Source organism: Paracidovorax konjaci (genome assembly GCF_900112675.1).
Lineage (GTDB): Bacteria > Pseudomonadota > Gammaproteobacteria > Burkholderiales > Burkholderiaceae_C > Paracidovorax > Paracidovorax konjaci.
Window position 1 is genome coordinate 255342 of record NZ_FOMQ01000003.1, and the last position, 25820, is coordinate 281161.

General features: G+C 67.9%; 20 protein-coding genes and 1 riboswitch. Of the genes, 12 read left to right on the plus strand and 8 right to left on the minus strand.

The genetic code is table 11. The features are described 5' to 3' along the window. Positions 1-89: 89 nt before the first annotated feature. Entirely contained in the window at positions 90-2783 is a 2694-nt protein-coding gene (locus BM144_RS05650; RefSeq protein WP_092950318.1) for a DUF349 domain-containing protein, read from the minus strand. A 242-nt stretch (positions 2784-3025) separates the two neighbouring features. Beyond that, positions 3026-6910 (minus strand): DUF748 domain-containing protein, encoded by a 3885-nt coding sequence (locus BM144_RS05655; RefSeq protein WP_245783553.1) that lies wholly within the window; start codon positions 6908-6910, stop codon positions 3026-3028. Positions 6911-7503: 593 nt separating this feature from the next. Between BM144_RS05655 and BM144_RS05665 the strand changes: the two genes are divergently transcribed. From BM144_RS05665 to BM144_RS05685, 5 genes are all read left to right on the plus strand, one after another. Further along, positions 7504-8382, plus strand: a complete 879-nt coding sequence (locus BM144_RS05665; protein WP_092950321.1) for a lytic transglycosylase domain-containing protein — start codon at positions 7504-7506, stop codon at positions 8380-8382. Positions 8383-8481: 99 nt separating this feature from the next. After that, positions 8482-8640, plus strand: a riboswitch (ZMP/ZTP riboswitch). Between the two features lie 37 nt (positions 8641-8677). Continuing rightward, positions 8678-9922 carry a serine hydroxymethyltransferase gene (gene glyA / locus BM144_RS05670; protein ID WP_092950322.1) on the plus strand — a complete coding sequence of 415 codons (1245 nt, stop codon included), beginning with the start codon at positions 8678-8680 and terminating at the stop codon, positions 9920-9922. A gap of 28 nt (positions 9923-9950) precedes the next feature. Continuing rightward, on the plus strand, positions 9951-10400 hold the full coding sequence (gene nrdR / locus BM144_RS05675; RefSeq protein WP_092950323.1) for a transcriptional regulator NrdR: 450 nt from the start codon (positions 9951-9953) through the stop codon (positions 10398-10400). 333 nt (positions 10401-10733) lie between these two features. Further along, on the plus strand, positions 10734-13013 hold the full coding sequence (locus tag BM144_RS05680; protein WP_092950324.1) for a hypothetical protein: 2280 nt from the start codon (positions 10734-10736) through the stop codon (positions 13011-13013). Between the two features lie 289 nt (positions 13014-13302). After that, positions 13303-14187, plus strand: coding sequence for a YopJ family acetyltransferase (locus tag BM144_RS05685; RefSeq protein WP_175525958.1), 885 nt, complete (start codon positions 13303-13305; stop codon positions 14185-14187). Here BM144_RS05685 and aroC read toward each other — a convergent pair. Both aroC and BM144_RS05695 read right to left on the minus strand, forming a co-directional pair. Continuing rightward, positions 14179-15276: a chorismate synthase gene (gene aroC, locus BM144_RS05690; protein WP_092950326.1), complete on the minus strand. Its 1098-nt coding sequence runs from the start codon at positions 15274-15276 to the stop codon at positions 14179-14181. The genes BM144_RS05685 and aroC overlap by 9 nt on opposite strands. A 244-nt stretch (positions 15277-15520) precedes the next feature. After that, positions 15521-15973: a CBS domain-containing protein gene (locus tag BM144_RS05695; protein WP_092950327.1), complete on the minus strand. Its 453-nt coding sequence runs from the start codon at positions 15971-15973 to the stop codon at positions 15521-15523. 112 nt (positions 15974-16085) lie between these two features. Between BM144_RS05695 and BM144_RS05700 the strand changes: the two genes are divergently transcribed. The 3 genes from BM144_RS05700 to BM144_RS05710 all read left to right on the plus strand — a co-directional run bounded on the left by BM144_RS05700 (position 16086) and on the right by BM144_RS05710 (position 19785). Then, a complete protein-coding gene (locus tag BM144_RS05700) occupies positions 16086-17414 on the plus strand; it encodes an O-acetylhomoserine aminocarboxypropyltransferase (RefSeq protein ID WP_092950328.1) in 1329 nt (442 codons plus the stop codon). Further along, the gene (locus tag BM144_RS05705; protein WP_092950329.1) at positions 17414-18223 is read left to right on the plus strand and encodes an alpha/beta fold hydrolase; all 810 of its coding nucleotides are present in this window, start codon (positions 17414-17416) and stop codon (positions 18221-18223) included. The genes BM144_RS05700 and BM144_RS05705 overlap by 1 nt, the downstream gene beginning before the upstream one ends. Before the next feature lie 182 nt (positions 18224-18405). Continuing rightward, the gene (locus tag BM144_RS05710) at positions 18406-19785 is read left to right on the plus strand and encodes a CoA transferase (protein WP_092950330.1); all 1380 of its coding nucleotides are present in this window, start codon (positions 18406-18408) and stop codon (positions 19783-19785) included. Here the strand turns inward: BM144_RS05710 and BM144_RS05715 are convergent. Then, the gene (locus BM144_RS05715) at positions 19737-20492 is read right to left on the minus strand and encodes an HAD family hydrolase (protein ID WP_092950331.1); all 756 of its coding nucleotides are present in this window, start codon (positions 20490-20492) and stop codon (positions 19737-19739) included. The two genes, BM144_RS05710 and BM144_RS05715, sit on opposite strands and share 49 nt — an antisense overlap. 178 nt (positions 20493-20670) lie before the next feature. Between BM144_RS05715 and BM144_RS22620 the strand changes: the two genes are divergently transcribed. Beyond that, positions 20671-21474: a hypothetical protein gene (locus tag BM144_RS22620; protein WP_139225648.1), complete on the plus strand. Its 804-nt coding sequence runs from the start codon at positions 20671-20673 to the stop codon at positions 21472-21474. Here the strand turns inward: BM144_RS22620 and BM144_RS05720 are convergent. Genes BM144_RS05720 through BM144_RS23580 form a run of 3 tightly spaced genes read right to left on the minus strand, consistent with a single transcriptional unit; the run spans position 21451 to position 21967 of the window. Further along, entirely contained in the window at positions 21451-21672 is a 222-nt protein-coding gene (locus BM144_RS05720; protein ID WP_092950332.1) for a hypothetical protein, read from the minus strand. The two genes, BM144_RS22620 and BM144_RS05720, sit on opposite strands and share 24 nt — an antisense overlap. Then, a complete protein-coding gene (locus BM144_RS23085; protein ID WP_175525959.1) occupies positions 21665-21829 on the minus strand; it encodes a hypothetical protein in 165 nt (54 codons plus the stop codon). Before BM144_RS23085 ends, BM144_RS05720 begins: the two co-directional genes overlap by 8 nt. 3 nt (positions 21830-21832) lie before the next feature. Beyond that, the gene (locus BM144_RS23580; protein ID WP_281246080.1) at positions 21833-21967 is read right to left on the minus strand and encodes a hypothetical protein; all 135 of its coding nucleotides are present in this window, start codon (positions 21965-21967) and stop codon (positions 21833-21835) included. 405 nt (positions 21968-22372) lie between these two features. Between BM144_RS23580 and BM144_RS22625 the strand changes: the two genes are divergently transcribed. The 3 genes from BM144_RS22625 to BM144_RS05735 all read left to right on the plus strand — a co-directional run bounded on the left by BM144_RS22625 (position 22373) and on the right by BM144_RS05735 (position 25818). Then, positions 22373-22906 (plus strand): hypothetical protein, encoded by a 534-nt coding sequence (locus BM144_RS22625; RefSeq protein ID WP_139225649.1) that lies wholly within the window; start codon positions 22373-22375, stop codon positions 22904-22906. A 161-nt stretch (positions 22907-23067) separates the two neighbouring features. Then, positions 23068-24114, plus strand: a complete 1047-nt coding sequence (gene hemH, locus BM144_RS05730) for a ferrochelatase (protein WP_092950333.1) — start codon at positions 23068-23070, stop codon at positions 24112-24114. A 24-nt stretch (positions 24115-24138) separates the two neighbouring features. Then, positions 24139-25818 (plus strand): sensor histidine kinase, encoded by a 1680-nt coding sequence (locus tag BM144_RS05735; RefSeq protein WP_092950334.1) that lies wholly within the window; start codon positions 24139-24141, stop codon positions 25816-25818. Positions 25819-25820 lie beyond the last annotated feature (2 nt).

Here is a 25820-nt window from a genome sequence, read left to right on the forward strand (position 1 = left end):
CTCCCAGAAAGCAGAAAGCCGCCCTGAGCGGCGGCTTTCTTGAACTAGCCAAGCCCGATCCCGGGCCCTCCCTCAAATCACGCAGTGGCTCATTTCTTCAGCAGCGCCTTGAGGGCCTGCTGGAAACGCCGCGCGCTGACTGCATCGCTTGGGCTCGCAAGAACACGCGCGGCGTCCTGGGTCCAGGTCTGGGCTGGCTGTGGATCATTGCGGCGGGTCAGCAACTGCAGTTGCAACGCCCGACGGGCAGGCAACTGATCCGCCGGGGTCGGCACTTCCGCAGCCATCTCCAGGCGCAAAAGAGCTTCAGACGCATCTCCTGCGGGAGATGAAGACACGGCCTGCGCCCATGTGCTCCGCACGCTGGAAGAGACCTGCCCACCCAGTTCCTGAGCGGGTGGCAATTGGGCGGCATCGCGTGTCTCCCAAGCTGCAAGCAGGTGGGTCAGCGCCTCTCCGTGCGCCTGGGCGGCCAGTTTGCGCAGCGCTGCCTGGGCATGGTCCAAAGCATCGCGCTGAGCGCGGAAGGCCGCGTCGCCAAGCCGTGGACCACGCTGCTCCACAGGCCGCTCTCCAAATCGACCGGCCCGGTCTGTGCCATCGCGGCTTCCACGGGCATCCCTGCGATCGCGCTCGCCAGGTCGGCCACCGCGGGTGGACGCCGGTGCAGGTACATCGCGCCGCGCACCGGGCCTGTCGTCGCCACGCACAGCGACCACGGGGCGTGCTTGCGGCTTTGGAGCAGAAGCAACGGCTTCTGCAGCGTCAGCAGGAGCTGCGGCTTGCGCGTCATCATCGGCTGTCTTTTCAGGCAAGGCTTCTTGCGAAACCGGCGTGCTCTGGTCGGGAGCGCGTTTTTCAGCAGCGCGCTGTCCACGCACGGCTGCTTCCAGCGCAGCCAGAGCTGCCCGGATCTGCTGGGCATCGCCAGAAGCGTTCGCCTGCTCGACCGCCTTCGACGCGTCGAGGACGGCCCTGTCATGGGCGCTCATTTCCCCCGCAGCTTTCTCGCGGTCGGCCGTCTTGCGATTGAATGCTTCATCGATCGGCTTACGGAAAGCATCCCAGAGCTTCTGTTCGTGCTTGCGATCCAAAGGCACCGATTGGGCTTCCGCCTGCCAGCGCTGCTGAAGGTGCTTCACCGCATCGATGCGCAGCGTCGGGGCACTTCCCAGCACAGTGGCCTCCTCGATCATCGCGTGGCGGCGGGACAGGCTTTCCTTCTGCGCAGCCTCGAAAGGCGCCGACGCCGCGGAAAAAGCCTGCTTCCACTGCGGCTGCAGTTCTGCAAAAACTTTCTCGTTGACATGGCCACCTTCGCGCCACCGATCGGAGAACTGGTGAAGCGCACGATTTATCTGCTTCCAATCGGGCTTGCCGCCAGTGGACTGCGCGGCAGTCCAGGCCTGCAGTTCCTCGATGAGCGCCAGACGCTGCGCCTTGTGCTCGGCCGCGTCGGCACGCACTTTCTCAAGCCAGGCTTCCACCACCTTGTGGGCCGCGTTGCAGGCCTCATCAAACTTTTTCCACAGGGCGTGGTTCGCCTGCCCACCTTGGTCGGTCTGCTTCCATTGCTCACGCAACTGGCGCAGGCTTTCCTGGATCTTGCGGCCACCGAGGGCCTGCCCCTCGGGGCGCTGAAGAAGCCCCTCGGCGCGGGCTACCAGGTCCTCACGCACTTGGTCGGCGCTCCAGCGCTGCCAGCCCTGCAATTCGCCAGCGGCCACCAACGCGGTGTGCACTTCGTGTTCCAGGGATGCGTCGATATGCCGGCCATGCGGCTTCAGCACGGCGCGCAGCGCCGCTGCCGCTCCAGCGGACGCCTTGCCATGCCCCTGCGCTGTTTCTTCCTGCAGCTTGACCAAGGCAGCGCGCACCGCCTGCTCGGCCTTTTCGCGAGCGACAGGGTCGGGCTTGGCAGTCCTTGCCGGCTTGGGCGCGGCCGCTTCAGAGGCTGCACTTTCAGAGACGGGTGCCTCGCCCCGGGCCATACGGAGCTCCTCAGCCCACACGGGAACCGGTGGCAACGGAGCCGCAGGGTTCTCCGCTGCGGCCGCGGCCTGCGCGATGGCGGGCTGGAATGCGTTCCACACCACAAGCAACTGGGTCCGGGAGGCGTCGAGTTGCGGCGGGAAGCGGGCTTCGACGCTGGGCCATGCAGCATCGCCCGACAATTCGTCGGCCTGCTGTTGCCAGCGATCCACGTCGACACGCAATGCGTCCAGTGCTGCCTGGGCATCGCGCCAGGGCTTCGTGGAAAGCACTTCAATGCGCTGTGCCAGCAGCACGGCGGCCTCGCGTTGGACCTGTACGCGGTGCTGCAGGTCTTCGATGATCTTCATGCGCTCCGCCAGCCGGGTCTTGAGCGATGCAAGCGGCTCGCGCGACAGCGGGGCACCGGCCTTTGCGGCATCGCGCTGCCATGCAAGCGCGTCCGCAATGTGGAGCCGTGAGCCTTCCAGCAGCGCGGTGGCTTTCTCGGCCCATTCCGCCGCGATGGCTTCCTGGCCCTTGGCACGGCGGATCTCGTCGAGGCGCTCGCGCACAGCACGGGCCGCGCCCTTGTCGCGGCCGCTCAGTTCCTTGAACACTTCCTGCAGTTGTTCGGGGCTGGGCTGGGAGGCCAGCCAGTCGCGGATGCGCGAGGCGCGTTCGCCCGAGGTGGCAGCGGAGAAAGCCCCGCCCGTCAACGCGTCCAGCGGATGCGGCTCGGAGGCTTTGGCCGGGGCCGGGTTCACTTCAGGGACGTCAGACATTTTGTTGCGAGAAGAAAAAGGAAACATGGTTCTGATCAGGAAGGGCCTGGTGCCGGCGGCACCTATGCCCAGGCACCGGCCCCGGGGACGGGCGGAACGCCAAAGGCGCTATTTTGGCCCGGTTTTGTTTGCCGATCCCCGTGAGCCGGCACGGGCCGCAGGGAAAAGCCGGCCACCGTGATGCATATAGGGGTGTTGAGGCAGGCTGCAACCGCCTTCCTCCAACGAGGCCTGCCTGCAGATGCAGGCGAGCCCCGGGAAAGCGGGGTTCAGCGGGTGGAGAGTGTAAGTTCCGCCTGGGGAGCCGTTTCGCCCCGGGCCGTGTCCACACGCGGGGCGCCGACGAATAGACGCTCCATGGGCAACCCCAACCCTGCGAGATGGTCGCGCACCGCCACGGCACGCGCCTGCGCAAGATCACGCGCGGCTGCAGCCGGTACTTTCATCTGCGACAGCAGCAGCGCCTCCATTTCCGGGACAGGCAGATCACGGGGCAGGCCCAGAAGATTGCGGGGCTTGGCAATGTCCGATCGGCGGTAGAGCTCCTTGAGCGCTTCCGGATAGGGCAGCGGGTCGCTGGCGGCAGAGCGCGCGGAGGGCAGCGCGCCAGACGGGGCCGCCGACGAGGCTTGGCGCCGCTGCTGCAGCAAGGCCACCTGCGCCGCCAGGCGTTCACGCTTCCAGCCGTCTTCCTCCCCCTCGGCGTACGCATGGCCGGTCACTGTCAACTGCAGGGTCGGGCGATCCCGCAGTGTCCGGGCCACCTTGCCCAGCCCCTCGCGCGCTGCGCTGTCCAGCAATGCACTGCCAGGAGCAAATGCGACGGTGCCCTGCTCCGCCGAGCTTCCCCCGAAGGCATTCGCCAGCAAGGAAAACGGTGACGCGACCGCCTTCAGCACCATGCTTCCGATGGCCCGCAGGATGACGGGGCCCAGGCTAAATTGCGGATCGTTGAGCGAACCGCTGATCGGAAGATCGAGATCGATCACGCCGTTGCTGTCTGCCAGCAGGGCCACTGCGAGCCGCACCGGGAGGCTGGCAGGGGCTCCCTGCACCGGTTCTCCGAAGGCGAGTTGATTCAGCACGAGCCGATTGGTGGCGGTCAGTTGCCCACCCGGCAAGACTTTGTAGCCCACATCCATGCTCAGCTTGCCGCGCTCGATGCCGTGCCCTGCATATTTGACGGCATAGGGCGAAAGCGGGGGCAACTCCAGGTCGCGCACACGGCCCTGCACATCCAAAGCGAGTGGCTTGGCGAGCGGGTTGAGCCGCCCGGAAATGTCGAGCGACGCGGTGCCCTGGACGCGGCCCTTCAATTCGAGCTCTGCCATTTCCGGAGCTGTGCCGCCAGGAATAGGTTCTGAAGAAAACGCGCTGAGCCTGCCGGCCAGTTCGCTGAGATCCGCAGAATAGTTCGGCTCGATGAAATAGTCGGTGAAACGCACAGCCCCGGCGGACACCGCCACCGGCCCGAAACGGACCACGGCTGCAGGCCGCGGCGGCTCAGCCGAGGGCGTCGCCGCCGCGGAAGGCTCGCCGCGGTCCCGGATCAGATCCTGCAGATTCAGCCGTCCGCTCTTCTGGAGCACGATGCGCGCAAAGAAGTCGCGCAGCGCGGTTTCGCGCACGTCCACGCTGACAGGCCGGCCAGGCGCCATGTCCACCTGAACGCCCTGAAAGGCAAGATTGCGCCACCGCAGCAGCTCTTCCCCACGCTCAACCACTGCGGACGATTCCGCCCCGAGTGCCGGCACGGAGGCAGCGCGCACCCGCACTTCGTCGAGCGCCGCGTTGCCACGCACCGATGCCGTGGCGCCGGCCGCAGCATCGGCATATTGCACGTCGCCCTCGAAGCCAGCCTCTGCCCGCACGACATGGACATTGAGCCAAGGGGCCACATAAGGCTCGAGGGCATGCAGAGGAAGGCGCTGCGCAGTCAGCCTGCCCTGAACGCTGAACGGAGCCATCGACAGCGTGCCGTCATAAGCCAGGCGTCCTGGCTCCCGCCGCCCGGCCCCCACCTGCGCGGACACCGTCAATGGCATGGGGAATGGCTGCTTGCCCGATGGCACTGGCGGGAAAGCCAGTTGCCGGGCATGCACCGCAATGGCAGACATCTGCAATTCCACGGGCACTGCGGGAACCGCATCCCGGAACGCGAGCGCGCCGTCGTTCACGGACACGTCCGCCAGTCGGACCGTCCATGGCGCGCCGGATTCCCGCCCACCGGCGCCGGTCGGAGGATCGGCCGATCCGAAAGACGAGGCCACCCACCGATCGAACATCCATCGCCCGTCGGCGCTGCGCTCGGCGCGCAACCGAGGCGCCTGGGCAGCGAGCCGGGCGACGGACACCGAACGTGCCGTCAGATCGATCCAGGCATCCTCGATCTGCAGCCGCTGCGCCTGCGCCCATGCGGAGGCCGGCATGGCCTCGGGATTTGTGCCGCCTGCCGCCTTCGGAGCTGCGCACCGCTCCGGCGAGGGGCACGCCACCGCCACCCCATCGGCCGACAGATGGGCGACCTTCGCGACCGTGGCCCCGGTGCGCTGGTTCCATGCAAAGCCTGCGTCGGCGTCGAGCACCGCATCGACCTGCGGCGCCAAGGCTGCCGCAGCGTAGGCCCCGAAAGCCGAGAGCGGCACGCCGCGAACCGACGCAGCCACCTGCCCCCGATCGGGCCAGGCCGTTCCTGCCGCCCGCAGCGTCGGCCCCCGCCCCACCGCCGAGGGCACGGCGTCTTGCCGCGCCATGCGCGCCTGCAACGCGAAGGGCACACCGCCAGCCCAGGGCCACGCGACCGATGAAGCCTGCGCCAGGACATCGTTCCACTCCAGCGCCACGGGGTGCATGGCCGCTTCGTCGCGCCATGCGATGCGGCCTTTCTGCACTGTCACCCGGTCGATCATCACCTGCCACGGCTGCGTCGAGGCCGGAGGCTCGGCGGGCTGAGTTGCCGCCCCGTCACGCGAGGCTCCGGGCCACACCAGCCGGCCTTGCGCGTCGCGCCGCACTTCGAGGCGCGGAGCCGCCCACTCCACAGAGGAAAGATGCACCACACGCTGCAGGGGCCGCACCGAAGCAGCACGCACTTCGAGCGCGTCGAACGCCACGGGGGCCGCGCCGGGCGGACCTTCCATCTGCACGTCCGCCAGACGCGCATTGCCGGTGACCGTCAAGCTGGGCTTGTCTTCCGCCTGCATGAAGTCGAATTCCAGCGCGGCATCCAGTCGGCCGGTGCGCAGGCGCAGCGGCACCCCGGAAGGCCAGTACGCGTGCAGCGGCGACAGGTCCAGGCCCTGGATGCGCAGCTGCGCCCGGGTATGCCGGTCGGCGGCGAACGGCGTGGCCTGCGCGCCGGAATCGAAGGCGCTCCCGTTGAGCGTGAACGCCAGCCTGGGCGTGACCGTGACCTCCCGGTCGGCAGGCAGATTGCTGAGGAAAGGGATGCCCAGCTCCAGCGCGTCCAAGGTGTGCGACTGCCCCGTCGCACGGTCGGAAAAGTCCACAGCGCCATTGCGCAGCACCAGGTTGTAGAGAGCAAAACGCGCCCCGCTGCTGCCTGCGTCTTTGTCCTGCGGCACGGACCGTCCTGCCCAACGCTGCAGCAGGTCGTCGATGTCATACCGACCGCCTTCCTCGCGGGTGATCCGCAGCCGCGGAGCATCCACCTCGACCGCATCGAGCACCGGCCCCAGTCTTACCAGGGACTGCAGTTCCATATCTATATAGATACGGCGAATCTCCAGCAATGGCGGCGCTTCTGGAAGCGCCGCCGCCACGGAGAGATCGTTCACCGCCAACTCCAGCGTCCAGGGCTTGAACTCCACACGGCCCACCTGCACACTGCGGCCCCACTGCGACAGCGACCAGTGTTCGATCCCCATGCGCACCAGCGTTGGCACGGTCAACCAGGCCACCGCCCATGCCAGCAGAACCAGGGCCACGCCGCGGGCCAGCCACCGCAACCAGGGGTTGCCGAAACGGGCACGGCCCTGTCGCGGCAGCGCTGCCGCCACCCACTTTTTGATCTGCGAAGAGATATTGCGCATGCCTGGATTCCAGCAGAAGCGCCAGCGGGCAAAAGGTAACAAAGCGCAAAAAGAAAGCCCGGTAGGACCTCGCGGCCGGCTACCGGGCTTGACGGCTGACACAACGGTCCTTTGCCATCGATTTGCACCATGGAGGGTGAAGGTCCATGGAGCAGGAGGCAAGGTATTGCCTCCAGGGGTTTGCCTTGGAAGTTTCCGCCTGCCCTGCCACGGCACTGCATGCCATCGGCTGGTGGTTTCGCTTCTTCCGGCGATGCCTGATCACTGTCAGACGCCTCCAATTTAACGAATCCCGCGCCGCCGTCCAAACGAGATTCGCAATCATCCCGGCGGAGCCGATTGGCATCCTTGAGATCCCCCGTCATTACCTTGTCACGTGGTGTCCAGGCACCCTGCAAAAACAGAGCTAAAACTGTGTTTGCATCCACCCATATGAGAATAAATTGATCTAAAGGATTGATTTCTTAGTATTGACCTTGCATTTAGAACCTTCCTAGAATCCGCGAGCTTTGAAAACCGAGGCTTTCAACCCACTCTCCATCGCTGCCGAACCCGGCGAAGTCGGTTCCCCACTCTCTGCTTCGCGCAGGCGTTGGGGCAAGGAACCGGATGGCGTACCAATCCAGGCGAGATGCCTGGCACGGAGTCCCCCCTGGTGGACCCCGCAACAGGCCTCGACTCAGAAAGGAAGAGCTATGACAGCGTCAGGAACAGTGATCGACGGAGCGCGAACGTTTGCGTCCGACGTGATCGACGGTTTCCTTGAAATCACCCACAGCGGTTTTGCGCTGGTGGGACTTACGGTCGCGTTTGGCGTCATCACCCTCACCGCCCGGCCGGACCTGCGCCAGGCCGGCGAAGAAAAACTCATGGGCTGGCTGCAGGCCCGGCAAGTGGCCATGACGGGCATTCCCATGGAGCCCGACGCCAGTGAACGCGCCACGGCCGTGAACCCGACCGAGCTGCCCAAGGAACAGGCTGCCGTGGCCTTCTGGCTCAGCAAGAAATACCGTGTCGCCCCCGAGCCTCTGGCCGCGCTGGTCACCGAAGCCTACGAAATCGGCGGCCGCACCAAGCTCGATCCCACGCTGATCCTGGCCATCATGGCCGTCGAGTCGAGCTTCAATCCTTTCGCGCAGAGCGCCGTCGGCGCCCAGGGCCTCATGCAGGTGATGACCCGCGTGCACACCGACAAGTACGAGAACTTCGGCGGCCACCGCGCTGCGTTCGATCCGGTGAGCAACCTGCGCGTGGGCGTGAAGGTGCTGCAGGAATGCATCGCGCGCGCAGGCTCGCTCGAAGGTGGCCTGCGCTACTACGTGGGCGCAGCCAACCTGCCGGACGATGGCGGCTATGCCATCAAGGTGATGGCCGAGCACATGCGCCTGCGCCAGGTGGCCAACGGCCGCTCGGTGCCCATCCTCACGCCGCCCGCGCCAGCGGCCCCTTCGGCGCCGCCCATGCTCTCCACGCAGGCGCCCCTGCAGACGCTGCCCGCCAAGGCCGCGGGCACGGCAGACGCCACGCCCTCCACGGCCGAGGACAAGGTCGCCCTGCTGTCGCCGGAACTCTGACCGCCTGCCTCCCTCGCCGCAACGCCGGCCGCTGGCCCAAGTGCCCTGGAGGGCTGTTGCACGACCGGCGCCTTCACCGGCCCTTGCGTCCGCTACACTCGCGGGGTACGCGACTGGCGATAGGCGCGGCGCTCCCGCAAGGGCAGATGCCGCCGCTGACGTGGAATCCGGCAGGAACCTCATCCTGTGAACCACTGGGAAGCGTACCGCACGGGCTGCAAGGCCCGCTGTGTTCCGCCGTTCGCCTGGGCAGCCCTTGTTTTCCAAGGGACACCATTCATAGGACTGCCACGCCATGTACCAACGCAACAACCTCGTCGAGCAAACCGATCCCGAAGTGTGGGCCGCCATCCAGGCCGAGAACGTCCGCCAGGAACAGCACATCGAACTGATCGCCAGCGAGAACTACGCCTCCCCCGCCGTGATGGCGGCGCAGGGCTCGCAGCTCACCAACAAGTACGCCGAAGGCTATCCCGGCAAGCGCTACTACGGCGGTTGCGAACACGTGGACGTGGTCGAGCAGCTCGCCATCGACCGCGTGAAGAAGCTCTTCGGCGCCGATGCCGCCAACGTGCAGCCCAACTCGGGCTCGCAGGCCAACCAGGCCGTGCTGCTCGCCTTCCTCAAGCCCGGCGACACCATCCTCGGCATGAGCCTCGCCGAAGGCGGCCACCTCACGCACGGCATGCCCCTCAACATGAGCGGCAAGTGGTTCAACATCGTCTCCTACGGCCTGAACGACAAGGAAGAGATCGACTACGACGCGCTGGAAGCCAAGGCCCGCGAGCACCGCCCCAAGCTCATCATCGCGGGGGCTTCGGCCTACAGCCTGCGCATCGATTTCGAGCGCTTCGCGAAGATCGCCAAGGAAATCGGCGCGATCCTCTGGGTGGACATCGCCCACTATGCCGGCCTGGTGGTCGCGGGCGTCTACCCGAACCCCGTGCCGCATGCCGACGTGGTGACGTCCACCACGCACAAGAGCCTGCGCGGCCCGCGCGGCGGCATCATTCTCATGAAGGCCGAGCACGAGAAGGCGATCAATTCCGCCATCTTCCCCGGACTGCAGGGGGGTCCGCTGGAGCACGTGATCGCCGCCAAGGCCGTGGCCTTCAAGGAAGCGCTGACGCCCGAGTTCAAGACCTACCAGGAACAGGTGGCCAAGAACGCCAAAGTGTTCGCAGAAACGCTGGCCGAGCGCGGCCTGCGCATCGTGAGCGGCCGCACCGAAAGCCACGTGATGCTGGTGGACCTGCGCGCCAAGGGCATCACCGGCAAGGAAGCCGAAGCCGCCCTGGGCCAGGCCCACATCACGATCAACAAGAACGCGATCCCGAACGACCCCGAGAAGCCGATGGTGACCAGCGGCATCCGCGTGGGCACGCCCGCGATCACCACGCGCGGCTTCAAGGAAGAAGAGACGCGCATCACGGCGAACCTCGTGGCCGACGTGCTGGACAACCCGCGCGACGAAGCCAATCTGGCCGCCGTGCGCGAGAAGGTGCACGCGCTCACGAGCCGCTTCCCGGTCTACCGCTGACCGGCGCGCGCCTCCCTGCCCCGCCCCGATGAAGTGCCCCTTCTGCAGCCACCCCGAGACCCAGGTGGTCGAAACGCGCGTGGCCGAGGACGGGGACTTCGTGCGGCGCAGGCGGCAGTGCGGCGCCTGCGACAAGCGCTTCACCACGTATGAGCGCCCGGAGGTCAACTTCCCCAACGTGGTGAAGAAGGACGGCCGGCGCATCGAATACGACCGCAGCAAGCTCATCGGCTCGTTCAGCATTGCGTTGCGCAAGCGGCCGGTGAGCACCACGCAGATCGACAGCGCCATCGAGCGCATCGAGGAAAAGCTCCTCAACCTGGGCCAGCGCGAGGTGCTGTCCAGCCGCATCGGAGAGCTGGTCATGCGCGAGCTGAAAAAGCTCGACAAGGTGGCCTACATCCGCTTCGCGAGCGTGTACCGCAGCTTCGAGGACATCGACGAGTTCCGGGCGCTCGTGGACGAAGTGCGCAAGTAGGTCCGGCCGGCGTGCAAGCCCCGTCTTTTCCGAGGGCGGCGTGGCGCAGCGCAGGCATTTGCTATCAATTAAATAGCAAACAATCGAATGGATCCGGCGGCATGGCGCACTTTTGATGCCTGAGCCGGCCTGAAGCCCCGCCTGGCCCTGCCTCGTGCGTGCAACGTGGCCCCGCCGCTGCGGCCGCGGTGTGCCGGGCATGGTCCTACGCGCAGCACTGTCCGGCCCCGGCACAATCGCCGGACGCGCCGCCGCGGCCCCGCGGCTTGCTCCCAGCGGGCCCGGCGCGGCCTCCGGCCGCCCCGTTGTGCCCCGCATTCCGCCCGCCGATCCATGCCGCATTCCGCACCGCCCTTTCCTTCCTCCTCTTCATCCCGCGCCTCCGCGCATCCCTGGCAGTTCTTCCGGGCCGGGGGCGTGGACCAGGTCGCCATCCGCTCAGGCGCCGACATCGCGCACCTGGCCGAGCTCGACCAGAAACTCTGGGTGGCTTTGGCCTGCCCCACGCGCGGCGTGGAGTTCGATGCGCGCACGCTGGATCTGATCGACGCGGACGGCGATGGCCGCATCCGACCGCCCGAGCTGCTGGCCGCCTGCGCCTGGGCCTGCGCCCAGTTGCGCGATCCGGACGAGCTGGCGCATCCCGGCGACACGCTGGCGATCGCCGCGCTCGACGAGGCCACGGAGGACGGCGCCGCGCTGGCCGCGCAGGCCCGCCGCATCCTCGCGCTGGCCGGGCGCGAAGGCGCCGACACGCTCACGCTCGCCGACGTGCTGGAGCGCAGCGAGCAGTTGAATGCCCAGCGCTTCAATGGGGACGGCGTGGTGCCGCCGCAGGCCGCGGAGGGCGACGAGGAGGCCCGCGAGGCGCTGGAGCGCATCATGGCCACGCACGGCAGCGTGCCGGCGGTGGCGGACCAGCCGGCGGGCGTGGACCGCAAGACGGCCGAGGCGTTCTTTGCCGAGGTGGATGCGCTCCAGAAATGGGCGGACGGCGTGCAGGCCCACCCCGAGGGCATGCCGCTGGGCGACCGCACCCTGCAGGCGGCGCAGGCCGTGCAGGCGGTGCGCCACAAGGTGGACGATTTCTTCACGCGTGCGCGGCTGGCCGCCTACGACCCGCGCGTGCGCTCCGCCATGCACCCCTCGGACGAGGACTACGCGACACTCGCGCGCCAGGAACTCTCCCCGGGATCGGACGCGGTGGCCGCCCTGCCCCTGGCGCCCTTCACGCCCGATGGCCACCTGCCGCTCGCGCGCGGCATCAACCCGGCCTGGACGGCCGCCGTCCAGGCGCTGCGCGAGAAGGCCCTCGAACCGCTGCTGGGCACGCACGCCGACACGCTGGCCGAGGCCGACTGGAAGCGCGTGCTCTCCGCGCTGCAGCCCTGCCTCAAGCAGCTCTCGGCCCGGCCGGCCACGCACCTGGACAAGCTCGATGCCGACACCATCCGCCAGTTGCACGGCAGCGGCGTGCGCGAGCGGGTGATGGCGCTGATCGCGCAGGACGAGGCCGAAAAGGCGCACAACGGCCACACGCTGGCGCTGGAGAAGCTGCTGCGCTTCAAGCGCGATCTGCTCCGGCTGCTGAACAACTTCGTCTCGTTCTCGGCCTTCTACCAGCGCGAGGGCGCGATCTTCCAGGCCGGCACGCTCTACCTCGATGCGCGCAGTTGCGACCTCACCGTGCAGGTGCCGGACGCCGGCCGGCACGCCAAGCTCGCCGGCCTGGCCAAGACCTATCTGGCGTACTGCGACTGCACGCGCAAGGGCAAGAAGATGGGCATCGTCGCGGCCTTCACGGCGGGCGACGTGGATTTCCTCTTCGTGGGCCGCAATGGCGTGTTCTACGACCGCGATGGCCTCGACTGGGACGCCACCATCACCAAGATCATCGAGAACCCCACCAGCATCGCCCAGGCCTTCTTCTCGCCGTACAAGAAGTTCCTGCGCATGATCGAGGAACAGGTGGCCAAGCGCGCCGCCGCGAGCGATTCGCGCGTGGAGAAGTCGCTCGGTGCCACGGCCGGCAGCCTGGCGAAGGCGCCCGCCAAGACGCTCACGGACGCCGCCGCCGCGCCCGCCGATGGCCAGCGCCGCGTGGACGTGGGCACCGTCGCGGCGATCGGCGTGGCGCTGGGCAGCCTCAGCGCGGTGGTGGTGGGCGTGTTCGCGAAGTTCGTGGACCTGGGGGCCTGGATCCCGATCGCGCTGGCGGGCATCGTGCTCGCCATCTCGGGCCCGAGCATGCTGATCGCATGGCTCAAGCTGCGCCAGCGCAGCCTCGGACCGATCCTGGACGCGAGCGGCTGGGCCATCAACGGACGCATGCGCATCAATACGCGCCTGGGCGGATCGCTCTCGCAGACGGCCCACGTGCCCCCGGGCGCGCGGCGCATGCTGGACGACCCGTTCCCCGAATCGCGCAAGCCCGCCTGGGCCGTGGCGCTGGTGGTCGCGGCGCTGGTAGTGCTGGGCGTGCTGGCATGGCGCATGGGCTGGTTCCACCGGGCACCCGCGGCACCGGCGCCCGCACCGGCGGTGGCAAACACCGCCGCGCCCGCTGCCACAGGCTCGGCGGTATCGCCAGTCGCTCCGGTATCCACCCCTTGACGCCGGCCACCACGGCACAGCCGTGACCACGCAAGGCTGTTCGCTCCACAGCGCATCTATTCGTTTTTGCACTCACCCGGCCGCTGCGAACGCCCACCATGTGGTCCGAAGGAGTCTAAACATGGGCGGATGCCTTTCCACGGACGCGTCTAGCCGACGCGCGTCCATTTACTCACCCACCGGCGGGGCCTCACCTCAGGGGCCGGCGGCCCGCCGCAGCACCTCAAGACCTACGGGGGGTGCCACGGAGCTGCCTTCTCGCCCAGGCTCGTCGACCTCGCCTACCGCGATGCTGCGGGCCAGTCTGCCGTCGCCGAAATCCGGCGCAACCAGTCCAAAAGGCGCGGGGCCATCGCGCAGTACGAACCTGGCGGCACCTCTGGCCGAGGTCCGCGGCTACATCGACCAGTTGCGGCAGTTCGATATCACTGGAAAGCAGGCGCCCGTCGCCGAGCAGGACGCACGCTGGCAGCGTTCCATGGTGGATGTGCAAAACACCCTGGAGCCCGGCCTGAAGCTGAAAGTATTCGATCTGTCGGATACAGAGTCTTCGAGCTTCAAGGAGGCAGTCAGCCACACCCGGCAGGGTGAGAAATGGCGCGCCCTGCTCAACATAGATCGGGGATTCGGGGCAGGCATACCCAAACACGTCGTCGCCGTGGAAGTTTCCGGCAAGAAAGGCGCACCCTCGGTCGTGGCCATCGACAGCCTCTGGGCCTGCGCGGAAACCTCACGCATTCTTCCCAAAGCGCTGGAGGGCACCCATGCGAGTCTGGAGCTGATCAACACCGGCATGCAGAAAGGCCCCGTGGGATGCGCGGTATTCGCCCTGGAGGTCGCCAAGGAGATGCTGCATTCGGGCAAGGCCATGGAAAAAATGCACTCCAAAAACGGCAAAGGCGAGGATCTAAACGATCAAGGCATTCGATTCGCCGTGAAAAATGGCAAACAATCACTGCCGCCGGCATTTTTCAAGCACACCACCTCGAAGAACGTTCTGGACGATCTCCCGCAGGAAACCCGCCGCCATGTCGAGCAGCACTTCACAGAACACCTGAAGGAACGCCAGGACGCGCGGGGAAAGACGATCGCTTACAGCAACTCGATCGAGATGGCGCGCATCCGGATGATGGAGCAGGTGCTGGAGGCAGCCGGCTCCCGTGCGTCAGAGTAGCGACGAACGGATCGGTGCCACCGCGTGCACCACGTCGCCGCACTGCGCACGGTGGCGCAGGGCGTGGTCAGCCAGCACGATGGCCAGCAGCGCCTCGGCGATGGGCGCGGCGCGGATGCCCACGCAGGGGTCGTGCCGGCCCTTGGTGACGACCTCGGTGCTGTGGCCGTGCACGTCGATGGATTCGCGCGGGCTGATGATCGAACTGGTGGGCTTGATCGCGATGGTGACCTCGATGTCCTGGCCCGAGCTGATGCCGCCCAGCACGCCGCCGGCATTGTTGCTGGCGAAGCCACCCGGCGTGAGCGAATCGCCGTGCGTGGTGCCGCGCTGGACCACGCTGCCGAAACCGGCGCCGATCTCCACGGCCTTCACGGCATTGAGGCCCATCATCGCGTGGGCGATGTCGGCATCGAGCTTGTCGTAGAGCGGCTCGCCCAGGCCCACGGGCACGCCGGTGGCCTGCACGCGCAGGCGCGCACCGCACGAATCGCCCGCCTTGCGCAATGCGTCCATGTATTCCTCGTAGCGCGCGACATCGGCCACGGGCGCGAAGAAGGGGTTGGCATGCACGTGGTCCCAGCTCTCGAACGGGATCTCCAGCTCGCCGAGCTGGGTCATGCAGGCGCGCAACTGCACGCCGTATTTCTCGTGCAGCCACTTGCGCGCCACCGCGCCGGCCGCCACCGTGGGCGCCGTGAGGCGCGCGGACGAACGCCCGCCGCCGCGCGGGTCGCGCAGGCCGTACTTGTGCCAGTAGGTGTAGTCGGCATGGCCCGGGCGGAAGCTCTGGGCGATGTTGCTGTAGTCCTTGCTGCGCTGGTCGGTGTTGCGGATCAGCAGGGCGATGGGGGTGCCGGTGGTGCGGCCCTCGTACACGCCCGAGAGGATCTCGACCGCGTCGGGCTCGCTGCGCTGGGTGACGTGCCGGCTGGTGCCGGGCCGGCGGCGATCGAGGTCGCCCTGGATATCGGCCTCGGACAGCGCCATGCCCGGGGGGCATCCGTCGATCACGCAGCCAATGGCCGGTCCATGGGATTCACCGAAGTTGGTGACTGCGAATAAGGTGCCGAGTGTGTTGCCGCTCATGGCGCGGGATTATCCCAGAGCCGCTTGCTGGGTCGAGGCCACCAGCGTAGCGCGCCCTCGGATAAAGACAGCGTGCTTCATCCACAGTGCGCAGCCTTCAAGTACCTGCGGCCGCGCCCATCGAGAGGCCGCGGAGCAGGCCAAGCCAGCAGGCGCCGCGGAACCGGCTTCGCCGGGCCGCTGGCGTCGTCACCCTTCCCGACGCGCGCAGCGCGTCGAGAGAAGGGGGAAGCCGCGCAGCGGCTCAGGGGGTCGCTTCCTTCTCCTCAGGCCAGTCCCGGATGTAGGCCTTGAGCATCTTGTTCTCGAAGTTCTGGCTGTCCACCACGGCCTTGGCGACGTCGTAGAAGCTGACCACGCCCATGAGCATCTTCTTGTCCATCACCGGCATGTAGCGCGCGTGGCGGTTGAGCATCATGCGGCGCACCTCGTCCATTTCGGTCTCGAGCGTGCAGGTGAGCGGCGCATCGTCCATGGCCGTGCGCACCAGCAGCGTGCCCACGCCGCCGCCGTTCTTGACCACGGCCTGGATGACTTCGCGGAAGGTGAGCATGCCCACGAGGTCGCCATGGTCCATCACCACCAGCGAGCCGATGTCCTTCTCAGCCATAACCTCGACGGCTTTCGCCAGGGGTTCGTCGGCCGTGACGGTGTAGAGCGTATTGCCTTTGACGCGGAGGATGTCGCTGACTTTCATGGGGGAGGTCTCCAAGGGGACGCCGCGCCGCACGCGGGGGGTGCGGGGGCCGGGGTTGCCCGCGCAATATAGCCCACAATGTTGCGCTGCGATCACACATAGGAGACAACGGATGCCCGGCCATTCCGACCCCGGCTTCGACACGCTGGCGCTGCACGCAGGCGCCGTGCCCGATCCCGCCACCGGCGCGCGCGCCGTGCCCATCCACCTGACGACGTCGTTCGTCTTCGAATCGAGCGACCACGCGGCCTCGCTCTTCAACCTGGAGCGGCCGGGGCATGTCTACAGCCGCATCAGCAACCCGACCAACGCCGTGCTGGAGCAGCGCGTGGCGGCGCTGGAGGGCGGCGTGGGCGCCATCGCGGTGGCGAGCGGCCAGGCCGCGCTGCACCTGGCGATCTGCACGCTGATGGGCGCGGGCGGGCACATCGTGGCCAGCACGGCGCTCTACGGCGGCTCGCAGAACCTGCTGCACTACACGCTGCGGCGCTTCGGCATCGAGACCACCTTCGTGCGGCCCGGCGACCTGGACGGCTGGCGCGCCGCCGTGCGGCCCGAAACGCGCCTCTTCTTCGGCGAGACCGTGGGCAACCCGGGCCTCGACGTGCTGGACATCCCGGCCGTGGCCGAGATCGCGCATGCCGCAGGCGTGCCGCTGCTGGTCGATTCGACCCTGACCTCGCCCTGGCTGATCCGGCCCTTCGAACACGGGGCCGACCTGGTCTACCACTCGGCCACCAAGTTCCTCTCGGGCCATGGCACCGTGATCGGCGGCGTGGTGGTGGACGGCGGCAGCTTCGACTGGGACGCCTCGGGGCGCTTCCCGGAGCTGGCCGCGCCCTACGCGGGCTTCCACGGCATGGTGTTCTCGGAAGAATCCACCGTCGGGGGCTTCCTGCTGCGCGCGCGGCGCGAGGGGTTGCGCGATTTCGGCGCCTGCATGAGCCCGCACACGGCGTGGCTGATCCTGCAGGGCATCGAGACGCTGCCGCTGCGCATGGAGCGGCACATGCGCAACACCGGGCGCGTGGTCGAGTTCCTGGCAGCGCACCCGTTCGTGGCGCGCGTGGGCCATCCGCTGCTCGAATCCCATCCGAGCCATGCGCTCGCGCAGCGGCTGCTGCCGCGCGGCGCGGGTTCGGTGTTCAGCTTCGACCTGCGCGGCGACCGCGCGCAGGGCCGCGCCTTCATCGAATCGCTGAAGGTGTTCAGCCACCTGGCCAACGTGGGCGACTGCCGCAGCCTGGTGATCCATCCGGCCAGTACCACGCATTTCCGCATGGACGACGAGGCGCTCGTGCAGGCGGGTATCACGCAGGGGACCATCCGCCTCTCGATCGGGCTGGAAGACCCCGACGACCTGATCGACGACCTCAAGCGCGCGCTCAAGGCGGCCGAGAAGGCGGGCAGTGGCGCCGGCAGTGGAAAGGCAGGTGCGTGATGCAGGTGACCGTGAACGGCCACGCGGCCTATGCCTACACGGGCGGCAAGCCCTTCGACGCGGCCCGGCCCACCGTGGTCATGGTGCACGGCGTGCTCAACGACCACAGCGTGTGGGGCTTCCAGAGCCGCCATCTCGCCCACCACGGCTGGAACGTGCTGGCCGTGGACCTGCCGGGCCACGGCCGCAGCCAGGGCGATGCGCCCGAGAGCGTGGAGCAGGCCGCCGGCTTCGTGGTGGACCTGCTGCACGCCCTCGGCGTGGAGCGCGCGGCGCTCGTGGGCCACAGCTGGGGATCGCTGATCGCGCTGGAGGCGGCCGCGCGCCTCGGGACCGCCGCCACGCACCTCGCGCTCGTGGGCACGGCCTACCCGATGAAGGTCTCGCCCGCGCTCATCGAGGCCGCGCTGAACGAGCCCGAGAAAGCGCTGCGCATGGTGAACGTGTTCTCGCGCAGCAGCCTCGCCTCGCCCTCCGGCGCGGGCTTCTGGGCCTTCGGCGCGGGCATGGCGCTCGGGCGGCGCGTGCTGCGCAGCAACCCGCGGGTCAACGTGTTCCACCGCGGCTTCGTGGCCTGCGACCGCTACGCCGGCGCCGAAGCGGCGATCGCCGCCCTCGCCTGCCCGGTGCTGTTCGCGCTGGGCGCGCAGGACCAGATGACGCAGCCCCGCGCCGCGCAGGGGCTGATCGCCGCGGCGCGCGGTGCGGGCCTGTCGGTGCGCGTGGAGATGCTGCCCGTGGGCCACCACCAGATGACCGAAGCGCCGGAGGAAACACTGGCCGCGCTGCGCGCCTTCCTGGGCACCTGAGGATCGGTGGCGCCAACGCGGATACATGCCTGAAGCAAAAGATGCCCCATGCCGCCGTATCCATTCAATAGTTTGCTATTAATTCAATAGCAATCCACTCCCTCCCGGCCTTTCGCCAGCATGGCGGGGCCGGGCCTGCGGTGGAACCGCGGCCCATCCGGCCGCTTCACGGGAGCGCACCCATGCCTTCGTCCGATTCCCCCGCCGCCGCACTGTGGCGCCTGGCCGGCCTGCCCGGGCAGGCGCTCGAATGGCTCGACCTGCCCGGGCGCGACCCGGTGTTCCCGTCGTCGTTCGCGGTGGGCACCGCGGCGCAGTCCTCCATCGCCGCCGCGGCATTGGCCGCCTGCGAGCTGGGGCACGTGCGCGGCGGCGAGCGCCAGCGCGTATCGGTCGATGCGCTGCATGCCGCCGTGGAGTGTTCGGGCTGGTTCGCGCTGGACGGCGTGGCGCCCGACCCGTGGGACACGTTTTCGGGCCTCTACCGCTGCGCGGACGGCCACGTCCGGGTGCACGCCAACTTCGCCCACCACCGGGACGGCGCGCTGCGGCTGCTGGGCCTGCCGCCGGAAACCGCCACGCGGGCCGACGCGGAGCGGGCGATGGCCGGCTGGGGCGCACTGGATTTCGAGACCGCCGCCGCCGAACGCGGGCTGGTGGCCACCGCGCTGCGCACCTTCGCCGGGTGGGATGCCACGCCCCAGGCCCAGGCCATCGCCGCGCAGCCGGTGATGGCGATCGAACGCATCGGCGATGCGCCGCCCCTGGCACTGCCGCCGCTGGTGGGCGGCGCGCGGCCGCTGGCGGGCGTGCGCGTGCTGGACCTGACCCGCGTGCTCGCCGGCCCGGTCGCCGGGCGCGCGCTGGCCGCGCTGGGCGCGGACACGGTGCTCGTCAATGCTCCGCACCTGCCCAACATCGACGCGATCGCGGACACGAGCCGCGGCAAGCGTTCGGCGCACGCCGACCTGCGCACGCCCGAGGGGCGCGAAGCGCTCTGGCAGGCGGTGGACGGCGCGCACGTGTTCTCGCAGGGCTACCGGCCCGGCGGCCTGGGCGCGCTCGGGTTTTCGCCGCAGGCGCTGGCCGGGCGGCGGCCGGGCATCGTCTGCGTGTCGCTCACGGCCTACGGCACGCAAGGACCATGGGCCGGCCGCCGGGGCTTCGATTCGCTGGTGCAGACGGCCATGGGCTTCAACCACGCCGAGGGCGAGGCCGACGGCCGCGGCCGGCCGCGCCCGCTGCCGATGCAGATCCTCGACCAGGCCAGCGGCTGGCTCATGGCCTTCGGCGCGGCGGCCGCGCTGCGCCGCCAGCAGCAGGAGGGCGGCAGCTGGCATGTGCAGGTGTCGCTCGCGCAGACGGGGCATTGGCTGCGCGGCCTGGGCCGCGTGCCGGGCGGGCTGCAGGCCGCGAAGCCGGATTTCGGCCCCTACCTCGAAGAAACGGATTCGGGTTTCGGCCGGCTGCGGGCCGTGCGCCCCAGCGCCGTGCTGGAACGCACGCCGGCGCGCTACGAAAGGCGCTCGGAGCCGCCGGGCAGCTCGCCGCTGCGCTGGTGAGCGGTGCCCAGCGCGGGCGTGAGCAGGCGGCACAGGCCGGTGAGGTCTTCGACGGCGTCCGGCGCCGCGCCCTCGTGCGGCCAGACACCCGCGCCCCGGTTGATCCACACGGCCTGCATGCCCGCCTGCATCGCGCCGTGGGCGTCGAGCGTGGCGTCGTCGCCCACGTGGAGCACCGCCTCGGGCGGCACGCCCAGTTGCTCCGCCGCCGCGTGGAAGATGCGCGGGTCGGGCTTGGCGATGCCGAATTCACGCGCCGTCACGCTGCCCTGGAAATAGCCGTCGATGCCGATGATCCGCAGGTTGGCGTTGCCGTTGGTGAGGGCCAGCACGGGATAGCGCTCGGCCAGGAATTCGAGCGCGGCGATGGCGTCGTCGTACAGATCCACGCGCTGGCGCTCGGCGAAGAACACATCGAACGCGCCATCGGTGAGGGATTCGTCCTCGCCCGCGCGGCGCAGCGCGGTGCGGATGCTCTCGCGGCGCAGCGCGCTCAGATCGTGCGACAGATGGGCATGCGCCTGGACCACCTCGGCGCGGATCACGGCGTCGGACTGCGGATCGGCCAGCAGCGCGGCGGCGGCCGGCGCATGCGGAGCGAGCCAGTCGTTCATCACCTGGCGGGCCCGGTGGATGGTGGGCCACACCGGCCAGAGGGTATCGTCGAGATCGAGGGTCACGGCACGGATGCGGGCGGTATCGAGCATGGTGGCCGAGAATAGCGCAATCGTTTGTCACAATGCCCGGCTGAAGCGCGGCGCGATAAATAGCCGTCTGATTCTGAGATAAACCTGCGCTACTGCGTTTTCACACTGTGCAACATAATTGCAGGCAGCACAGCCATTCTCTATAGATGCGTGGCGGGAACATAATGGGAGGAAGGAAGTGACCGAATCGAACGTGACCCGGACCCACTCTTCGAGCTGCGATCTGGCAGGCACGGTTCCACATGGTTTTGTAACCGTTTCAATTCAAACGTATTACTCCATACAGCACGTTCAGGCAGCAGCATTGTTCACCCGGAATATCCGTAGCTTAGAGAGCAATCTGAAGGGTGCCCCGTGGAGTGAAGAGGACAGAGTTGCTGGACTAGCTTATGTTGCTGCAGCACTGTTTTCTGCTGTGGCTTTTTTGGAAGCGCTTGCGAGCGAACTCTATGCAGATGCCATGGTGCCCCACGCTGGGCATTTGAAGCACCTAAGTGCAGGCGCGATCGCAGCTGTCGCTGCTGCAGCCGAGAATAAGCAACTCCAACGATCGCCCATCACCGCGAAATTCGACGCCTTGCTTCTCGCAGCAGGCAGAGACAGGTTAGACAAAGGAGCCACGATTTGCCAAGACGTTGAGCTTGTGATTGATCTCCGCAACGAACTCACCCACTACAAAGCTGCGTTTTTCGATATGGGAACTACAGGAATGAACCGTATGGGTGCATTCGTAGACGGAAAGCTCAAGCGGGCAATTTCCAGAAAGTTTCTCCCTCGAGATGACTCCACAAGTCAGGCTAACTCATGGATGGGAGCCGGATGTTGCCAATGGGCCACGAAGGCGGTAGTCGCATATGCCGAAGCGGTTTCATCCGCGTTGGGGATGCGACCTCTTCATGACCACGTTCGGAAAGCTCTGAGTCTTGAGGAAAACTCTGGTGATGTCTCGGGCGATCTATCAAGCCTCACCCTCGACAAATAGAAGTGACGGCGCTATTTCCTTAATCACGCCATGGCGCACAAAAACCCGGCTCCCCACCTGGGCGTCCCCACGCGCCTGCAGCAGGCCCCCGCCAGGCAACGCCACGGTAGCCACGCCCGCTACGACGGTTGTGACATCGCCCACCTGCAGCAGACGAACCGACATCAGATCCACGAACTGTCGGTAGGCGTTACGCATGGGTTTCAACCGCAATGGTTTGGCACAGGCTCGGACGGCTCCATTCGATGGACGTGCTGCGCACTATGCCCATCACCGTCTGGGCATCCCGAAAGCGCACGAACTGACCCGGCACGATCACGCCAGTTTCGGGCAACACCTGCATCCGCAGGGTCACGTGCTACTGGCGGCGGGTGTCCGACAGCTCGGCGATGCCCCACGCGCGGTGGACGTCGGCGTGGGTGATCAGAGCGTGGGTGACCTGGGGCGCCAGCATGTTGCCGGCGGTACCGGCGCGGCTGAAAGGCCCGGACACCCCCGCGCTCATGCCCCCGAGAAACACCCGGTTGTAGCCCGGGCGATCCACATATTCGGTGCCGACCACCTCGGCGGCGGCGCCCAGGATCTCGAAGTCCGGCGTGATGCCGCCCCAAGCCTAGGGTGCTGACGCGTAGCGTAGGAGCACGCGCAGCACCGGATCCGTGACGTGCGGCTGTGGCGATGTCGTTGATCGCTTCGATGTAAGTGCCCTGCAGCGCCAGGCGCCCACCGGCACCAAATGACCTGCACCCTTCCTGCCGTACCAAGGTGAAGTAGCAAGGAGTCCGCTCATCAGGATGACGGACATGAGGAAGAGCAAATTCACCGAGGAACAGATCATCGGGTTCCTGAAGCAGGCCGAGGGTGACACAATTTTCAATTTCATCCCTATCTCCTTTAAATGAAGCCGCACTCGCTAGACCTTGATGACTACCAAGACATGGTTGCGATGTTCCATAGCGAGAGCCAGAGAGGCGCGGCAGTGCTCGCTGGAAGCTACTTAGAAAACTTTCTGGGCACCTATCTGGAGTCTCGGATGGTTGACAAATCCATGAGTGACAAGATTTTTGGAGCCAGCGGTCCTCTGTCCTCGTTTTCTCAGCGCATCGACTTCGCACACGCATTTGGTTTTCTACAACCCAAAGTTTGTCGCCAACTCCACCTCGTAAGAAAAATACGGAACCACTTTGCTCACCATCCAAAAGAGGCGTCGTTCAGCGCCAGCCCTGCCAAAGACTGGGTTACTAACTTGGCTGCAAATCCGCCACGTGATTCTGAAAGCGCCGGTCTCTTTGCCCCAGACGATGGAAGGCTGATCTACTTGATCACTGTCGGAATGCTCTTCATCGAGATGCAACGCCTCCTCGTCACAGGAAAAGGTGTGCCACTCGATGAGGGCGCGGAGCCATCAGCCGACCGTCCTGTCGTTTCCTGACACAAAACATCTTTTCCTAAATTCACGACGTTTCATCCCACTTAAGCCCGGCAAATCTCGATTTATCGCACCTCTCTCGTTTCCCTTATCTCACTCCCGTTCACCCGGCGCGCCCACCCGGCCGCCGTGCCCACCCCTCAACGACCGACCCGATGCCGTCCATGCCCGCGCCCGCCGCCGCCCATCCGCCGACCGCCTCCCGCACCGCGGTGCTCCTGTGCAACCTGGGCACGCCCGAGGCGCCCACCGCGCCTGCGCTGCGGCGCTACCTGGGGCAGTTCCTGGCCGACCCGCGCATCGTGGAGATCCCGCGCGCCGTGTGGCTGCCGATCCTGCACGGCATCATCCTGCGCATCCGCCCCGCCAAGTCGGCCGCCAAGTACGCCAGCATCTGGATGCCCGAGGGCTCGCCGCTCGCCGTCTGGACCGAGCGGCAGGCCACGCTGCTGCGCGGCTGGCTGGGCGAGGCGGGCCTGCGCGTGCAGGTGCGCCACGCCATGCGCTACGGGCAGCCCGCCATCGCCGCGCAGCTCGAGGAGCTCCAGGCGAGCGGCGTGGACCGCGTGCTGGTGCTGCCGCTCTACCCGCAGTATTCGGGCACCACCACGGCCAGCGTGGTGGACGACGTCTGCGCCTACGCCACCCGCACGCGCCGGCTGCCGGAGCTGCGCTTCGTCAACAGCTACCACGACGACCCGGGCTACATCGGCGCGCTGGCGCAGAGCGTGCGCGCGCACTGGCAGCGCGAGGGCGGGCCGGCCGAACTGCTGGTGATGAGCTTCCACGGCATCCCAGAGCGCGCGGTGCGCCTGGGCGATCCCTACCAGCAGGAGTGCCTGGCCACGGCCTCGCTGCTGGCCCAGGCCCTGGGCCTGCCGCCCGAACGCTACCGGGTGACCTTCCAGTCGCGCTTCGGCAAGGCGAAATGGCTGGAACCCTATACCGAGCCCTCGCTGATCGCCCTGGCGCAGCAGGGCACGCGCAGTGTCGATGTCATGTGCCCCGGCTTCACCAGCGACTGCCTCGAAACGCTGGAGGAAATCAACCAGGAGGCGCGCGAGGCGTTCCTGCACGCGGGCGGGACGGACTTCCGCTACATCCCGTGCCTGAATGGCGACGGCGCCTGGATCACCGCGCTCAGCCGGATCGCGCAGCAGCACCTCGCGGGCTGGGAGAGCGGCCCGGCGCGCGTGCCTGCGGCCGCCTGACGCGCGCACCGGCCGGACCGTCCCATGTTCCGCATCCGCCTTTCCCTGGCCTTTGCCGCGCTGGTCGCGCTGGTGTGCATGCAGGCCGCCTTCGTCTACTGGGGCGCCAACCGCGTCTACAACTTCACGCAGCACAGCCGGCTCGCGAGCGACATCCTCACCGAGCTGAACGAACTCGCCGCCAACAAGCAGCGCCTGCGCGTCTGGGCCTCGCAGCGGCTCATGAACGTCGATGCCTCGGTGGAGGTGCGCGATGGGCTGCTCGCGAGCATGAAGAAGAACGCGGCCCAGCTGCGCCAGCTCACCGAGCGCGACACCGCCCTCTGGGCCGAAATGGCCGAGGAGGAAGGCATCGCCACGCCGCCCGAGGTGCCCGAGCTGAACGCCGCGGCGCGGCTGTTCGACACCAACATCGCGGCCGTGCAGGCGCGCCTCGTGCTGCTGCAGCCCCTGCAGCCGGGCGCGGAGTTCGCGTCGGTGTGGCACGAGCTCAACCAGGTGTTCGACCTGGCCGACGGCCGCGACCTGCGCGAACTGCTGGGCGGCGCGATCGAGCGCCAGCGCCGCGCGGTGCCCATGGCGCGCGCGGACACCGAGCGCGGCCTGCGCGAGCTGCGCACCCAGGCGGTGGCCATGGCCATCCTGACGCTGGCCACCGCCATCGTGCTGGCAGCCCACCTCACGCGCCGCCTGCAGCGCCCGCTGGACCGCCTGCTGGCCGGCACGCGCGCGCTGCAGGCCGGCGCGCTCGACCACCGCGTGGAAACGGGCTCGCGCGACGAGTTCGACCGCGTGGCCGAACACTTCAATGCCATGGCGGCCGAACTGCAGGAGCACCGCCGCATGGCCGATGCCGCGCGCCGCCGGCTGGAAGATGCCGTCGAGGCCCGCACCGCCGAACTGCGCACGGCCCACGAAGCGCTGCAGCGCAGCGACGAGCGCCGCCGCCAGCTGTTCGCCGACCTGAGCCACGAACTGCGTACGCCCGCCACCGCCATCCGCGGCGAGGCCGAGATCGCGCTGCGCGGCGGCGACCGCCCGCCCGCCGAGTACAGGCAGACCCTGGTGCGCATCGTGGGCGCCGTGGAGCAGCTCACCGGCGTGGTGGAAGACCTGATGCTCGTGGCGCGCGCCGAGGCCGACCAGCTCGTCGTGCGGCCCGCCCGCATGTGCCTGGGCGCCCTGCTGCGCGACGCGGCCGAACAGGCGGAAGCGCTGGGCGCGCTGCACGGCGTGCACGTGCGGCTGGAATCCGCCCTTTCGCCGGACGGCGCCGCGCCCACGGACGACGGCCTGAGCGAGGTGCCCCTGCTGCACGCGGATGCCGAGCGGTTGCGGCAGGCGCTCATGATCGTGCTGGACAACGCCGTGCGCTACTCGCATGCCGGGGGCACCGTGCGCCTGGGCTGGCAGGTGGCCGCCGACGGCGGCATCGACATCGAGGTGCGCGACGAAGGCATCGGCATCGACGCGGAGGAACTGCCGCTCGTGTTCCAGCGCTTCATGCGTGGCAGCCGTGCGCGGGCGCACCGTGCGGACGGCACCGGCATCGGCCTGTCTATCGCCCGATCCATCGTCGAAGCGCACCAGGGCAACGTTGCCATCGAGAGCGCGCAGCCCGGGGGCACCCGGGTGCGCCTGCACCTGCCCCCTGCCTGCGTGGTCCCCGCCGGCGCGCAGGCGCCTGAAGGATTCCAGCCATGAAC